The following is a 13580-nucleotide window of genomic DNA, read 5'->3' as shown; positions in this document are numbered from 1 at the left end:
CCCTCAGGCTAGTCCTGCAGGGTGAGCCCCAGAAAGCGCGCGTAGCGGCGCCCCTCCCGTCGGACGCCGGCCAGCTGCCCCGCGCTCAGCTCGGCGAAGGGCTCGGCCGTGACCTGCAGCCGAGAGCCACCGCTCGCCCGCCGCTTCCACGTTCCGACGACGCGGCCGCCGGCGACGATGATCGGCTGGAACACGCCGTTCTTGCCCGGCACGATGCGTCCGTGGTGCTCGAGGTCGGCCGCCGGCTCCCGATCCCGGTACCCGAGGAAGTACTCGTCGAATGCCGGCAGCAGCCACACGGATGCCGCGAAGCGGCGCCGTTCGGCCTCATCGATCACAACCCCATCCGCCTCCGCCGCGACCCAGTAGCTCGTCTCCCCGAAGCGCCGCTCGGCCAGCAGCGGTCGTGCGACCGCCAGCCCGCGTTTCGCCTCGGCAACGGTCACCTTGCTCCACCACACGAAATCCTGCAGGGTTGCCGGGCCGTGCCCGCGGACGTAGCGCAGCAGGAACTCCGCCAGCGCCTCATCGCGATCGAGTGTCCGGGGCCCGGGAACCCACTCGTCCAGCAGCACCAGCGCCTGTGCGCTGCCCACCGTCGGCCCCCAGCACAGCGTTCCCGTCTGCGCGAGGTACCAGATCAGGTGGTAGCCGCGTCCGTCGGCGGTCGCGATGCCGTGGCGTTCCAGCAGCGCCTGGAACTCGTCGCGGGTCAGGCTTCGGCCGCCAGAGAGCGCCTCGACGGCCAGCTCCCGCGCCCGTTCGTAGACCGCGCCGGTCAGGCCCTGCCGCTCGTGCGTGAGCCTGGCCTGGTGCAGCAGGCGCTCGGTCGTGCACTGCAGCATCCACGCGAGGTCAATGCCGGGCACCAGGTGCAGTGTTCCGCGCATCGGCCAGGAGCGCACGATCTCGCCGCTGTCGATCGCCGAGTCGATCGATGCGAGCGTCGCACCTGGGATCCGGGCTCCGAGCGCCCACTTCGCGGCCGCGAGATCCTGTGCCTGGAGCGCGAGCAAGCGGTCAGTGACGACAGCCGGTTGCGCGGCATCGGCGGGGAAAAGCCCCTGCGCTCTGGCACGCAGAAACGTGAGCTCACGCTGGGCGGTTGGCCGTGCCATCACCCCAGTATTCTGCATCGGGCACTTGTGCAGGGTGAGCTTCGGTAGAATGGTGAGTTGCGCCTCATTTCGGATGACCGTGCGCACCCACCCCCACACCTCCCGGACATCGCTTGTCCTCAATCGAAACGGATGCGCCGTGCTGAACGTTCAAGACCTCGAGATTCGCGTCGGAGCGCGCGTACTCATGGAGAACGTGAGCTTTCGCGTATCCGCCGGTGACAAGATTGGGCTGGTCGGCCGCAACGGTGCAGGCAAGACCACGCTGACCAAGACCCTCGCGGGGGAGACCCTGCCGACCGGCGGCACCATCGAACGCACCGGCGAGATCGGCTACCTGCCGCAGGACCCGCGCTCGGGCGACCCGGAGATGCTGGCCCGCACCCGCATCCTCGACGCCCGCGGCCTCGGCACCATCGTGCTGGAGATGCAGCAGGCCACGATCGACATGGGCAGCGGCGACGAGGCCGTCGCCGCTGCCGGTATGAAGAAGTACGGCAACCTCACCGACCGCTTCCAGGCGCTCGGCGGCTATGCCGCAGAGGCAGAGGCCGCGTCCATCGCGAGCAACCTCAACTTGCCCGACCGCATCCTCGAGCAGCCTCTCAAGACCCTCTCCGGTGGTCAGCGCCGCCGCATCGAGCTCGCCCGCATCCTGTTCTCGGATGCCGGCACGATGATCCTCGATGAGCCGACGAACCACCTCGACGCCGATTCCGTCGTCTGGCTGCGCGAGTTCCTGAAGAACTACAAGGGCGGCTTCATCGTGATCACCCACGACATCGAGCTCGTCGGCGAGACCGTGAACCGGGTGTTCTACCTCGACGCCAACCGCATGGTGATCGACACCTACAACATGAACTGGAAGAACTACCAGCGTCAGCGTGCAGCCGACGAGGAGCGTCGCAAGAAGGAACGCTCCAACGCCGAGAAGAAGGCAGGCGTGCTGCAGATGCAGGCCGCCCGCTTCGGCGCCAAGGCGTCCAAGGCCGCCGCCGCGCACCAGATGGTCGCCCGCGCCGAGAAGCTGCTCGCCGGCCTCGACGAGGTGCGCGTCGCCGATCGCGTCGCGAAGCTCCGCTTCCCGACACCGGCAGCCTGCGGCAAGACTCCGCTCATGGCGGAGAACCTCAGCAAGAGCTACGGTTCGCTGGAGATCTTCACCGCCGTCGACCTGGCGATCGACCGCGGCTCCAAGGTCGTCATCATCGGTTTGAACGGTGCGGGAAAGACGACGTTGCTGCGTATCCTCGGCGGAGCGGACCAGCCGGACACCGGCTCGATCCAGCCCGGCCACGGCCTGCGCATCGGTTACTTCGCGCAGGAGCACGAGACGATCGACGTCAACCGCACCGTGCTCGAGAACATGGTGTCTTCCTCGCCGAACATCACCGAAACCGAGGCCCGCAAGGTGCTCGGCTCGTTCCTGTTCACGGGCGACGACGGCCACAAGAAGGCCGGCGTGCTCTCCGGTGGCGAGAAGACGCGTCTGGCCCTGGCCATGATCGTCGTCTCCGGCGCCAACGTTCTGCTGCTCGATGAGCCGACAAACAACCTCGACCCCGCGAGCCGCCTCGAGATCCTCGACGCGCTCGCGCACTTCGAGGGCGCCGTCGTCCTGGTCAGCCACGACCCGGGTGCCGTCGAGGCGCTGAACCCCGAGCGCGTGCTCATTCTTCCCGACGGTGTCGAGGACCACTGGAACAAGGATTACGCCGACCTCATCGCCCTCGCCTAGGCGCGGCTAGCCGACGGGGTACTTGAACCCCACGTGGGAGCCGATGAAGCCGAGCCGCTCGTAGAATCGGTGCGCGTCGGTCCTCGCGGCGTCCGAGGTGAGCTGCACAAGGGTGGATCCGAGCGTCGGAGCCGCCGTGTCGGTGACCCAGCGCATCATCGCACCGCCGATTCCGGCTGAGCGGAGCGCGCTGCTCACCCGCACCGCCTCGACGAGAAGGCGCGTCGAACCGCGGCGCGCCATTCCGGGGATCCGCGTCAGCTGCATCGTCGCGATGGGCACATCTGAGCCATCGACGACCACGAGCAGCTCGTTCGCGGCATCCGCGAGGATCTGCTCCAGCGCCGCCTGGTAGGCGTCGCGGTCACCGACGTCGGCGGTGTCACCTCGCGAACTGCTGATCGGGTCATCGGAGAGCAGCGTCATCAGCGCGTCGAGGTCGCGCGCGCTCGCCCGCCGCAGGGTGAGGCCTCCCGTGCGGGTGTCGAGGACTGCCGGGAGGACGAGATCGATCAGCATGTCTCCATCCTCTCAGCCGGCGGGGCGCTGGCTGGCGCCCACTCGAAAAGGAGGATAGATTCCTCTCACCAGTACTCGGGGGAGAGTGGCAGTGACGGTTCCGGGGGGAAACGGCGGGGATGTGCGGGCGGTGCTCGTCTCGCCGCGCGCGTTGTTGCGCGTGGCGATGGTCACGATCCTGTCAAACAACACACGCGTCACCGTGGTGGCGCAGGCGGCAACGCTCAGCGGTGCGCGGGCTCTCATTGCCGAGTCCGCACCGGATCTCCTGCTGCTCGATCTGGACATCCCTGACCGGCTTTCCGCGATCGAACGCGTCATCAGCGATGTCGGGCCCGACGCGGCGGTGCTCGGCTTCGACGCGCCCCGCATGTCCGAGGCGGTCCGCGTGATCAACGGCCGGCCGCGTGGCGCTGTGCTGCACCACGACGCGAGTCCGGCCCTGCTCCTTGCCGCCGTGGCTTCATTGGTCGAGACCGCGGGCCCACGGCGGGCACCGGCGCCGCTCCTGACCGCTCGACAGGCCCAGACGCTCTCCCTCGCAGCCGGTGGGATGTCGAACGCCCAGATCGCGGAACAGCTCTACATCTCCGTCGGAACCGTGAAGCGCCACCTCTCCGACGCCTTCGTCGCGCTGGGCGCGCGCTCTCGCATCGACGCGATCAATCTGGCCCGAACGGTCGGCCAGCTGGACATGGCCTGATCTAGGGGAGCTTCCCGACGGTGATCGTCACCGCGCTGCCCGCTCTGATCGGCGTGCCGCCCGCGGGGTTGCTCGCGGACACCGTGCCATCCTGTGAGGGAACGGTGACGGGCTGAACCGAGGTTGTAACAGCGAAGGCGGAGAGCGCGGCACGCGCGTCCTTCTCCTTCATGCCGATCACAGTGGGCATCAGCACCAGCGCCCCGTTGCTCGTGTGCACCCCGACGACGGAGCCGCGTGGGGCACTGCCGGATGGGGTTGTGCCAGACACCTGACCGGCGGGCAGCTCGGAATCCTGCGGCCCCGCATCCTCCGTGCCGAAGCCCGCGTCCTCGATGAGCGAACGTGCCTCGTCGAGCGTCTTGCCTCGAACGTCAGGGATGTCGGCCAGGACGACGCGGAAGGCAGAGTCGTCCGGCTCCGCGAATGCCGCCCCGCCCCAGCGCGCATCGGCGTTCGCCATGATCCGCGGCCAGATGCGGTGGCGCGCCGTCGCCGCGGCACCACTCTCGAAGCGCAGCTCGCGCAAGTTCGCGTCGTAGTTGACGTTGCCCACCCACACCGCCGTTGCGGCAACCGTGCTCGACCCGATCATCCAGGTGTCCTTGGCGAAGTCGGTCGTGCCGGTCTTGCCGATGTGCGGCACGCCGGAGTACGTGTTCGACGCAACCGCGGTGCCGTCGCCGGAGAAGGTCTCCTGCATCGCGTAGGCCATCGCCGCTGCCACGGAGGGCTCAACCGATTGCCGGCACGTGGACGCGGGCGGCGTGACCTCGGCGCCCGTGCGGTCAAGGATCCGGTCGATCACGATGGGGGAGCAGGTGAGCCCGCCGTTGGCAATACCGGCGAATGCGGCGGCCATCGTGATCGGGGCGACCTCCTGGCTGCCGAGAACATCGCCGGGGTTCATCTGCAGCGGGTCGCCGTCGGCGCGATGGATGCCGAAGGCCTCGGCGGTCTGTTTGATCTTGCAGAGATCGAGCTGAGCCGCCATCGCCATGAAGCCGGAGTTCACCGACCACTTGGTGGCGTTGACGGCGTTGCTCGCGATGCGGCCGTCGTCGTTGCGCGGCTCGTAGCTGCCAGACCAGTCACCGACGCAGCTGTCCGGGAAGCGCGTGAATGCGCGCTTCCGCCCGTCGAAGGACTCCCGCAGCGAGTGGCCCGCGTTCAACCACTCGGCGAGTGTGAACACCTTGTACGTGGATCCGGGCTGGAACCCGCTCGACCCGCCGTAGTCGATGTCGGTGTTGTAATTGACGGAGGTCCAGCCGGGGCCGCTCGCCGCGAGCACCTCTGGATCATTGCTGAAGACCTTGTTCTGCGCCATGGCGAGCACACGGCCGGTCCCCGGCTGCACGGTCACGGCCGCCGCCCCGACATCGAAGCGCGGGTCGACACTCGGCACGTTCTCGTTCACGGCCGCTTCCGTCGTGACCTGCAGCTCCAGGTCGAGCGAGGTGTAGATGTCGAGGCCGCCACGGCGAAGCCGCTCGTCGCGCTCCTCGGGGGTCGCCCCGAAGGCGTTGTCGTTCCGGATCGTCCAGTAGACGTAGTCGCAGAAGAATCCGGATCCACCGGCCGCCTGGCATCCGGTGCTCGGTGGCGTGATGGCCGGGACGACGGGAACGGCGATCGCGGCCGCGTGCTGCTCCGCGGTGATCTTCTTGTGTTCGAGCATCTTGTCGAGGATGTAGTCCCGGCGCGTGTGATTGGCGCCGAACGCGTTGGCCGTGCCGTTGTTCTCGTTGTCCGGACGATCGAGCCGGAACTTCTCCGGATTGTTCACGATGGCGATGAGGCTCGCCGCTTGCTCCAGGGTCAGGTCCTTCGCGCTGACACCGCCGAAGTAGTACTTGCTCGCGGCCTCGATGCCGTACACGGTGCCGCCGAAGTAGGCGATGTTGAGGTAGCCACGCAGGATCTCGTCCTTGGAGTACTTCTTCTCGAGACCAATCGCCATGCGCATCTCCTGCAGTTTGCGCTCGGGAGTGGTTTCGATCGCCGCCGCGACCGCGGTTTCGCGCTCCTCCTCGGTGCCGGGAGCCATCACCGCGTTCTGCACCCGCACGTTCTTGACGTACTGCTGGGTGATCGAGGAGCCGCCCTGCGGATCCTCGTTGTCGAGAAGCGTGAGCGCCACTGCGCGCACCGTGCCTTGCAGATCGATGCCGCCGTGATCGTAGAAGCGCGGGTCCTCCACGGCCACCGCGGCATCCTTGGCGAACTGGGACATCGCCTCCCAACCCACCTCCTCGCGATTCTGTTCGTAGAAGGTCGCGAGCTTGTGGAAGGTGCCGTCGGCGTTCGTCGCGTAGATGTTGGAGCCCTCGGCCAGTTCGCCGATCGCCACGTAGTCCGGCAGGCTCTCGAACATGTCGATCGAGCCAGTCGCCGCGACACCGGCAACGGCGACAGCCGGCGTCATGGCCGCTGCGACCAACACGGCTGCGACGGCGCTCACCGCAACGAAGGAGAGGAACGCGCCCGTTGCGCCGAGGAGTGTACGGTCGTCGTCAGCCATGGGGAGAGGCTATGGGCGGGCGGGGGCGCAACCGGGCGATTCCTCGGGAAATGTGACTTTAGACACAGTCCATTCCGGCGTTCTCCCAGCTTCGCGATGGGCTCCTCGTCGAATCCGCGATCATGTACTCATGGACTTCCAAGACATCGTGAACGGCCGCCGCATGGTTCGCTCCTACTCCGAGGAGCCGGTGAGCGCCGAGGCCGTCGACCGGATGCTGCGCAACGCCGTGCGCGCGCCGAACGCCGGCTTCACCCAGGGGTGGGCCTTCCTCGTCCTCGACACCGCAGAGGATGTCGCGCGCTTCTGGTCATCGACGACGCCGAACGACCGCAACACCGGCGAGAGCCGCTGGCTGAGCGGCATGCGGAGTGCTCCCGTTGTCATTGTGCCGCTGTCGTCACAGGCCGCGTACCGTGAGCGCTACTCCCAGCCGGACAAGGGCTGGTCGGATGCCGAGGAGCCCAGGTGGGGTGTTCCGTACTGGCACGTGGATGCCGGGATGGCCTCACTGCTCGTGTTGCAGACCGCTGTGGACGAGGGGCTCGGGGCGTGCTTCTTCGGCATCCCCCGCGAGCGACTTGACGCATTCCGGCTCGAGTTCGGCGTCCCAGAGGAGTTCACACCGGTCGGCGCGATGACGATCGGGCACCCGGACAGGAGCGCGGCGGCAAGCGGCTCGCCGACCCGGCGGGCACGGAAAGACGCGGCCGCGCTCGTGCATCGCGGCGGCTGGCAGACGCCTCGCGCCTAGCGGGCGTTGTCGAGGATCTCGTCTTCGACCTCGGCATCGCTCCGCGTCTTGAGCGACTGCTTCTTCGCGCGCGCCGCCGCCCGCTTGCGCTCGGCCGGGTCGTCGATGTTGACCGCGCGGAACTCCTGACGGGCCGCCCAGCCCAGGCCGATGAAGGCCATGATCGCGAACACGTACCACTGGAAGGCGTAGGAGAGGTGCGGGCCTTCATCGCGTGGCGGCTTGATCACGGCGAGCGGGCGCGGATCGATCGCCTCCGGGCTCTCCGAGATCATCAGCCCGTACGCACCGGTGTAGTTGTCTGTTCCGAGTCGTTCCGAGATCTCGTTGAGCTGGATCGTCGAGATCTGGTTGCCGCTCGAGCTGCGGCCGGCCAGCGATGGCTCTCCGGCCTTGAGCCTGGCGACGACAGTGACGGTGCCCTCCGGGGCGGAGGGCACGACATCCGGGGCATCCTGGGCTGAACCGGTCGGAAGCCAGCCACGGTTGACGATGAAGACGGTGCCGTCTGGCAGTTGCAGGGGAGTGAGCACCTCGAAACCGGGCATTCCCGCGCGCGGGCGCGTGCGCACCAGCAACTCGTCGTCGTGGAGGTAGCTGCCCTCCATCACGACGGGGAGCCACTTCTGGGACTCATCGAAGCTCTCGAGCGTTGGCAGGGCCTCGGTGAGCGGAACCGGTTCGGCCGACCAGTTGTTGTCGACGCGGTGGATCTCGGCCTGGGCCTCTGCCCGCCTGGCGAGCTGCCAGTTGCCGAGGAAGACACAGACGACCGCGAAGAGCACGGTGAGGGCCAGATAACCGGCCCAGCGTTTGCTGATCAGGAAACGCCAGCCGCTCACGGGGCGTCCTCGAGGGCGCTCACGGTGAGCGGGAATTCCCTGGCCGCGAGGAAGTCACGCAGATAGTCGATGTGCTCGTCGCAGGCCAACCAGGTCTTGAACCGTTCACCGGTGTGGATGCGCGGGTTGCGCCAGTCGATGCGCCACGTGGCGTCCGCCGAGCACGCGGCGCGCGAACAGGCTTCGCGGGGCAGCGCTCCGCCGAGGAGGCCCATCCCGATCAGGTCAGTCATTCTTGCGCTTCCAGGCCCTTTCGATAGCGCCGGGGCGCAGGATGTTCGACGACTTCGCCTTCGAGGGGACGTTGGCGATGACCACCGCGAAGTACGGCAGCACCACGGCCCCGATCGCAGGCAGCAGCAGCCACCAGCCTTCCAGGAACAACATGGACAGCACGCAGAGCACGCGGATCCCCATCGCGAGCGTGTATTTGAGCATGCGATTGCGCCGCTCCACCTCGGGGGAGACGGGAAGTGAGGTGATCGATGGCTGCTTCATGGCTCTGCCTTAAGCCTACGTCTCCTGAGGGGCGGTGAGGACGCTCTAAACTGGGTCAGATTTGCCCGTTCGCCTCGCTCGTCAGCACTGCCCGATTGGACCACACCATGACCACGCCCCGCACCGTACTCGTCACCGGAGGAAACCGCGGTATCGGTTTCGCCATCGCCGAGGAGTTCGTGGCGCAAGGCCACCGCGTCGCCGTGACCGCGCGCTCCGGTGAGGGGCCCGCCGGATCCTTCACCGTGCAAGCCGATGTGACGGATGCCGCATCGATCGACGCCGCTTTCACCGCGATCGAGGCAGAGCTCGGCCCGGTCGAGGTGCTCGTTGCCAACGCCGGCATCACGCGCGACACGCTGCTCATGCGCATGAGCGAGGAGGACTTCGTCGACGTCATCGACACCAACCTCACCGGTGCGTTCCGCGTCGTGAAGCGGGCATCGAAGGGCATGCTCAAGGCCCGTTACGGCCGCATCGTGCTCATCTCCAGCGTCGTCGGCCTCTACGGCGGCCCCGGCCAGGTCAACTACTCCGCCTCCAAGGCGGCCCTCGTCGGCATGGCCCGCTCCATCACCCGCGAACTCGGTGCCCGCGGCATCACCGCGAATGTCGTTGCTCCCGGATTCATCGAGACCGACATGACCGCCGCGCTCCCCGCCGAGCAGCAGGCGGAGTACAAGAAGAACATCCCGGCCGGCCGTTTCGCAACGCCGAGCGAGGTCGCCAAGGTCGTTGCCTGGGTCGGCAGCGACGAGGCAGCCTACATCTCCGGAGCCGTCATCCCGGTCGACGGCGGCCTCGGCATGGGGCACTAGCCCCGATCGCGGCCTGAGCGGTTCAGCCGCGCAGGCCGAGCAGCGGCAGCACCTGGCCGAGGTCGGCGACGTCGATGGCGACGTCGGCCTCCGCCCGCACCCGCGGCTTGGCGTTGAACGCGACCGAGAGGCCGGCGATGGCCATCATCGCGAGGTCGTTGGCGCCGTCGCCGACGGCGACCGTGCGGCTGAGCGGGATGCCGGCGGCATCGGCCCACTCCTGCAGCGCGTGCGCTTTCGCAGCCGCGTCGACGATCGGCCCGGACACGCGACCCGTGAGTTTCCCGTCCTCCAGCTCCAGACGGTTCGCACGCCAGCTGTCGAGGCCGAACTGGGCAGCCAGCGGGTCGAGGAGCTCGTGGAAGCCACCGGAGACGACCCCGAAGAGTCCGCCTGCCGCCTGCACCCCGGCGATCAGCTCGTGCACGCCCCGCGTCGGCCGGATGAGGGCCCCGACCTCGGCGAAGACACTCTCCGGCAGGCCGCCGAGCGTCGCGACGCGGGCGCGCAGGCTCTCGGCGAAATCGAGTTCCCCGCGCATGGCTTGCTCCGTGACGTCGGCGACGAGTTCACGGGAGCCTGCGGCATCCGCCAGAAGTTCGATGACCTCGTCTTGGATCAGGGTGGAATCGGCATCGAGGACAACAAGGAAACGCGGCGAGCTCATGCGGCGACTGTAACACCCTTGCCGACGACGGTGATTCCCGAGGCCGTCACGCTGAAGCCGCGCGCCCGGTCGTGATCGAGGTCGACCCCGACCGTCGCTCCCGCCTCGACGACGACGTCCTTGTCGAGAACGGCGCGGAGGACGCGGGCGCCGGCCTCGATGCGCACGCGCTCGAACAGGATCGAGTCGACCACCTGTGCGCCGGAGTCGACGTGCACCCACGGACCGAGCACGCTGCGTTCGATGTGGGCACCGGAGATGAGCGATCCGAGCGAGACGATCGAGTCGATCATCGTGCCGAGCGCGCCGTGCGCGTCGCGGACGAACTTGGCGGGCGGGGAGTTGCGCTGCTGGGTGAAGATCGGCCACGCCTCGTTGTAGAGGTTGAAGACGGGCAGCGCGGAGATGAGGTCCTGGTGCGCGTCGAAGAAGGAGTCGATCGTTCCCACATCGCGCCAGTAGAAGCGGTCGCGATCGGTCGAGCCTGGCACGTCGTTGCGTCGCAGGTCGTAGACACCGGCCTCGCCGCGCGCCACGAAGTCGGGGATGATGTCGCCACCCATGTCGTGGCTGGAATCGGTGCGCTCACCATCGCGCAGCACGGCCTCGATCAGGGCATCGGCGTCGAAGACGTAGTTGCCCATCGATGCAAGCACCTCGTGCGGGGCGTCGGCGAGGCCGACCGGGTTCTGCGGCTTCTCGAGGAACGCCCGGATCGACTCCGGCGCGTCCGGGTCGACGTCGATGACGCCGAACTGGTCGGCCTGGTCGATGGGCTGGCGGATGGCGGCGACGGTCGCCTTCGCGCCGGAGGCAATGTGCGCCTCGATCATCTGACTGAAGTCCATGCGGTAGACGTGGTCCGCTCCGACCACCACGACGATGTCCGGCTTCTCGTCGCGCAACAGGTTGAGGCTCTGCAGGATCGCGTCGGCCGATCCGCTGAACCACCGCTTGCCCAGGCGCTGCTGCGCGGGCACGGAGGCGATGTACGAGTTCACGACGCCGGAGACGTGCCACGTCTGTGAGACGTGACGGTCGAGACTGTGCGACTTGTACTGCGTCAGGACGACGATCTGCGAGAGCCCGGAGTTGATCAGGTTCGACAGTGCGAAGTCCACGAGGCGATAATGCCCGCCGAAGGGAACGGCGGGCTTTGCACGGTCTTCTGTGAGCGGCATCAGTCGCTTGCCCTCGCCACCGGCGAGGACGATTCCGAAGATCTTCTTGGGCTTCATGACTTCACCCTAGGGCAGCCGAATGACACTTCCTAGACGCATTCCGCTCTGTGTCGGCGCGGCTGCGCTAGCGTTGCCCCATGCGAGTCGATCTGCTCACCAAGGAGTATCCACCCGAGGTCTACGGCGGTGCCGGAGTGCACGTCGCGGAGCTCGTCCGCGCGCTGCGCACAGACATCGACGTCGTCGTGCGCTGTTTCGGCGCCGAGCGCAACGCCCCGGACACCGTCGCGTACGCCGCACCCGCGACATTGGCCGACGCCAACCCCGCCCTCAGCACGCTCGGTGTCGACCTGGCCATGGCGCAGGATGTCGCCGGTGCCAGCCTCGTGCACTCCCACACCTGGTATGCAAACGGGGCGGGTCACATCGCCAAACTTTTGCACGATGTTCCCCATGTGGTCACCGCGCACAGCCTCGAGCCGCTCCGGCCATGGAAAGCCGAGCAGCTCGGCGGCGGCTACCGGGTGTCGAGCTGGGTCGAGAAGACGGCATTCGAGGCCGCGGACGCGGTCATCGCGGTGAGCGGCGGCATGGCCCGCGACATCCTGCGCTCCTACCCGTCGCTCGACGAGCAGCGCGTCCACGTGGTCTACAACGGCATCGACCTGAACCGCTGGAAGCCGCTGCACGACAGCGACACCGTGCGCGCGCTCGGCATCGACCCCGATCGGCCGTCGATCGTCTTCGTCGGGCGCATCACGCGGCAGAAGGGCTTGCCCTACCTTCTGCGTGCGGCGCGGCTTCTGCCGGCGGACGTGCAGCTCGTGCTCTGCGCTGGAGCGCCGGACACGGCCGAGATCATGGCCGAGGTCAGTGCCGGCGTCGAGACGCTGCAGCGCGAGCGCGCCGGCGTCGTCTGGATCGACCGGCTGCTCAGCCAACACGAACTCTCCGCGGTGCTGACGGCGGGAACGGCCTTCGTCTGCCCCTCGGTCTACGAGCCTCTCGGAATCGTCAACCTCGAGGCGATGGCGTGCGGGCTTCCCGTCGTCGGAACAGCGACAGGCGGCATCCCCGAGGTCGTCGTCGACGGGGTGACCGGGCGCCTGGTGCCGATCGAGCAGCTGGACGACGGCACGGGAACGCCGATCGATCCCGAGCGGTTCGTGGCGGATCTCGCCGCGGCACTCACCGAGGTTGTGAGCGACCCCGCACGCGCCGCCGTGATGGGCGCGGCGGGCAGGGAGCGGGCCGAGAAGGAATTCGATTGGACGCAGATCGCGGCGCGCACCCGCGAGATCTACGCCGGCCTGCTCTGAGCGGGCGCCGAGGCTCGGTAGCATAGGAGCATGGCCAGCGTTCTTCAGCTCACAGACGTCTCCGTCGTTCGCGACGGCAACACAATCCTCGACTCGGTGAACTGGACGGTGAATCCCGACGAACGCTGGGTGGTGCTCGGTCCAAACGGCGCGGGCAAGACCACGCTGCTGCGCATCGCAGCGGCTGCTCTGCACCCGAGCAGCGGCACAGCCCTCGTGCTCGAGGAACAGCTCGGCAAGGTCGATCTGTTCGAACTGCGCCCGATGATCGGATTCGCGTCGACCGCGATGGCCAGGACGATCCCGAAGAACGAGAAGGTTCTGGACGTCGTGCTGACCGCCGCGTACTCGGTGACGGGACGCTGGAACGAGGAGTACGACGAGCTCGACACCCGTCGTGCGCAGCGGGTGCTGGCCGAGTGGAAGCTCGACCACCTGGCCGAGCGCCTGTTCGGCACCCTCAGCGACGGCGAGCAGAAGCGCGTGCAGATCGCGCGCTCCGTGATGACCGACCCCGAGCTGTTGCTGCTCGACGAGCCGGCGGCCAGCCTCGACCTCGGTGCGCGCGAAGAATTGCTGCACCTGCTCGGTGGCTACGCCCAGTCGCCGAACGCCCCGGCCATCGTCATGGTCACCCACCACGCGGAAGAGATTCCCCTCGGCTTCACGCACGCCCTCGTGATCGCTGCCGGTCGGGTCGTCGCCGCGGGTCCCTTCTCCGAGGCGCTCACCTCCGAGGTGCTCACCGAAGCATTCGGCCTCGGCATCGAGCTGAGCGAACAGGACGGGCGCTTCGGCGCACGTGCGGTCTGACAGCTCGAATTCTGCTAAGCTCGGTAGCTGGCCCCCGGGCCGCAAGCTTTCTCGCCTGATCGGACTGTGATCGGCAAGACAGATCA

14 protein-coding genes are annotated in these 13580 nt (G+C 67.8%); 6 read left to right on the top strand and 8 right to left on the bottom strand.

Translation table 11 applies throughout. The features are described from left to right. Positions 1 to 8: 8 nt before the first annotated feature. A complete protein-coding gene (locus tag ASC66_RS12640; RefSeq protein WP_082492330.1) occupies positions 9 to 1118 on the bottom strand; it encodes a winged helix DNA-binding domain-containing protein in 1110 nt (369 codons plus the stop codon). A gap of 139 nt (positions 1119 to 1257) precedes the next feature. Here ASC66_RS12640 and ASC66_RS12635 point away from each other — a divergent pair, with 139 nt between their 5' ends. Beyond that, the gene (locus ASC66_RS12635) at positions 1258 to 2856 is read left to right on the top strand and encodes an ABC-F family ATP-binding cassette domain-containing protein (protein WP_055840008.1); all 1599 of its coding nucleotides are present in this window, start codon (positions 1258 to 1260) and stop codon (positions 2854 to 2856) included. A 6-nt stretch (positions 2857 to 2862) separates the two neighbouring features. Here ASC66_RS12635 and ASC66_RS12630 read toward each other — a convergent pair whose 3' ends face one another. Beyond that, a complete protein-coding gene (locus ASC66_RS12630) occupies positions 2863 to 3375 on the bottom strand; it encodes a GNAT family N-acetyltransferase (protein WP_055840005.1) in 513 nt (170 codons plus the stop codon). 91 nt (positions 3376 to 3466) lie between these two features. Between ASC66_RS12630 and ASC66_RS12625 the strand changes: the two genes are divergently transcribed. Continuing rightward, complete coding sequence (locus ASC66_RS12625) at positions 3467 to 4078, top strand: response regulator transcription factor (RefSeq protein ID WP_157509786.1); 612 nt, start codon at positions 3467 to 3469, stop codon at positions 4076 to 4078. Between the two features lies 1 nt (position 4079). On the opposite strand, the gene ASC66_RS12620 is transcribed toward ASC66_RS12625, so the two are convergent. Then, entirely contained in the window at positions 4080 to 6602 is a 2523-nt protein-coding gene (locus ASC66_RS12620; RefSeq protein WP_055839999.1) for a transglycosylase domain-containing protein, read from the bottom strand. 130 nt (positions 6603 to 6732) lie between these two features. Between ASC66_RS12620 and ASC66_RS12615 the strand changes: the two genes are divergently transcribed. After that, on the top strand, positions 6733 to 7356 hold the full coding sequence (locus ASC66_RS12615; RefSeq protein ID WP_055839997.1) for a nitroreductase family protein: 624 nt from the start codon (positions 6733 to 6735) through the stop codon (positions 7354 to 7356). Here the strand turns inward: ASC66_RS12615 and ASC66_RS12610 are convergent. Genes ASC66_RS12610 through ASC66_RS12600 form a run of 3 tightly spaced genes read right to left on the bottom strand, consistent with a single transcriptional unit; the run spans position 7353 to position 8696 of the window. After that, positions 7353 to 8198: an SURF1 family cytochrome oxidase biogenesis protein gene (locus ASC66_RS12610; RefSeq protein WP_055839995.1), complete on the bottom strand. Its 846-nt coding sequence runs from the start codon at positions 8196 to 8198 to the stop codon at positions 7353 to 7355. The genes ASC66_RS12615 and ASC66_RS12610 overlap by 4 nt on opposite strands. Next, positions 8195 to 8431 (bottom strand): hypothetical protein, encoded by a 237-nt coding sequence (locus ASC66_RS12605; protein WP_055839992.1) that lies wholly within the window; start codon positions 8429 to 8431, stop codon positions 8195 to 8197. The genes ASC66_RS12610 and ASC66_RS12605 overlap by 4 nt, the downstream gene beginning before the upstream one ends. Next, a complete protein-coding gene (locus ASC66_RS12600) occupies positions 8424 to 8696 on the bottom strand; it encodes a DUF3099 domain-containing protein (protein WP_082492304.1) in 273 nt (90 codons plus the stop codon). Before ASC66_RS12600 ends, ASC66_RS12605 begins: the two co-directional genes overlap by 8 nt. A gap of 107 nt (positions 8697 to 8803) precedes the next feature. Between ASC66_RS12600 and ASC66_RS12595 the strand changes: the two genes are divergently transcribed. Continuing rightward, positions 8804 to 9514, top strand: coding sequence for a beta-ketoacyl-ACP reductase (locus ASC66_RS12595; RefSeq protein ID WP_055839989.1), 711 nt, complete (start codon positions 8804 to 8806; stop codon positions 9512 to 9514). 22 nt (positions 9515 to 9536) lie between these two features. On the opposite strand, the gene serB is transcribed toward ASC66_RS12595, so the two are convergent. After that, positions 9537 to 10181, bottom strand: coding sequence for a phosphoserine phosphatase SerB (gene serB, locus ASC66_RS12590; RefSeq protein WP_055839987.1), 645 nt, complete (start codon positions 10179 to 10181; stop codon positions 9537 to 9539). After that, entirely contained in the window at positions 10178 to 11419 is a 1242-nt protein-coding gene (locus tag ASC66_RS12585) for a glucose-1-phosphate adenylyltransferase (RefSeq protein WP_055839984.1), read from the bottom strand. The genes serB and ASC66_RS12585 overlap by 4 nt, the downstream gene beginning before the upstream one ends. Before the next feature lie 80 nt (positions 11420 to 11499). Between ASC66_RS12585 and glgA the strand changes: the two genes are divergently transcribed. Further along, positions 11500 to 12681, top strand: a complete 1182-nt coding sequence (glgA, locus tag ASC66_RS12580) for a glycogen synthase (RefSeq protein WP_055839979.1) — start codon at positions 11500 to 11502, stop codon at positions 12679 to 12681. Positions 12682 to 12711: 30 nt separating this feature from the next. Beyond that, positions 12712 to 13494 carry an ABC transporter ATP-binding protein gene (locus tag ASC66_RS12575; protein WP_055839977.1) on the top strand — a complete coding sequence of 261 codons (783 nt, stop codon included), beginning with the start codon at positions 12712 to 12714 and terminating at the stop codon, positions 13492 to 13494. Positions 13495 to 13580: the final 86 nt, after the last annotated feature.

The organism is Leifsonia sp. Root4 (genome assembly GCF_001425085.1).
In the GTDB taxonomy this organism is placed as follows: Bacteria; Actinomycetota; Actinomycetes; order Actinomycetales; family Microbacteriaceae; genus Microterricola.
This window is presented reverse-complemented; position numbering and strand designations above follow the sequence as displayed.

Bases quoted from the DNA above. Each gene is read 5' to 3' on its own strand.
- ASC66_RS12575 (WP_055839977.1), top strand. From the start codon at position 12,712: ATGGCCAGCGTTCTTCAGCTCACAGACGTCTCCGTCGTTCGCGACGGC.
- ASC66_RS12605 (WP_055839992.1), bottom strand. From the start codon at position 8,431: ATGACTGACCTGATCGGGATGGGCCTCCTCGGCGGAGCGCTGCCCCGC.
- ASC66_RS12595 (WP_055839989.1), top strand. From the start codon at position 8,804: ATGACCACGCCCCGCACCGTACTCGTCACCGGAGGAAACCGCGGTATC.
- serB (WP_055839987.1), bottom strand. From the start codon at position 10,181: ATGAGCTCGCCGCGTTTCCTTGTTGTCCTCGATGCCGATTCCACCCTG.
- ASC66_RS12640 (WP_082492330.1), bottom strand. From the start codon at position 1,118: ATGGCACGGCCAACCGCCCAGCGTGAGCTCACGTTTCTGCGTGCCAGA.
- ASC66_RS12630 (WP_055840005.1), bottom strand. From the start codon at position 3,375: ATGCTGATCGATCTCGTCCTCCCGGCAGTCCTCGACACCCGCACGGGA.
- ASC66_RS12620 (WP_055839999.1), bottom strand. From the start codon at position 6,602: ATGGCTGACGACGACCGTACACTCCTCGGCGCAACGGGCGCGTTCCTC.
- ASC66_RS12600 (WP_082492304.1), bottom strand. From the start codon at position 8,696: ATGAAGCAGCCATCGATCACCTCACTTCCCGTCTCCCCCGAGGTGGAG.
- glgA (WP_055839979.1), top strand. From the start codon at position 11,500: ATGCGAGTCGATCTGCTCACCAAGGAGTATCCACCCGAGGTCTACGGC.
- ASC66_RS12615 (WP_055839997.1), top strand. From the start codon at position 6,733: ATGGACTTCCAAGACATCGTGAACGGCCGCCGCATGGTTCGCTCCTAC.
- ASC66_RS12585 (WP_055839984.1), bottom strand. From the start codon at position 11,419: ATGAAGCCCAAGAAGATCTTCGGAATCGTCCTCGCCGGTGGCGAGGGC.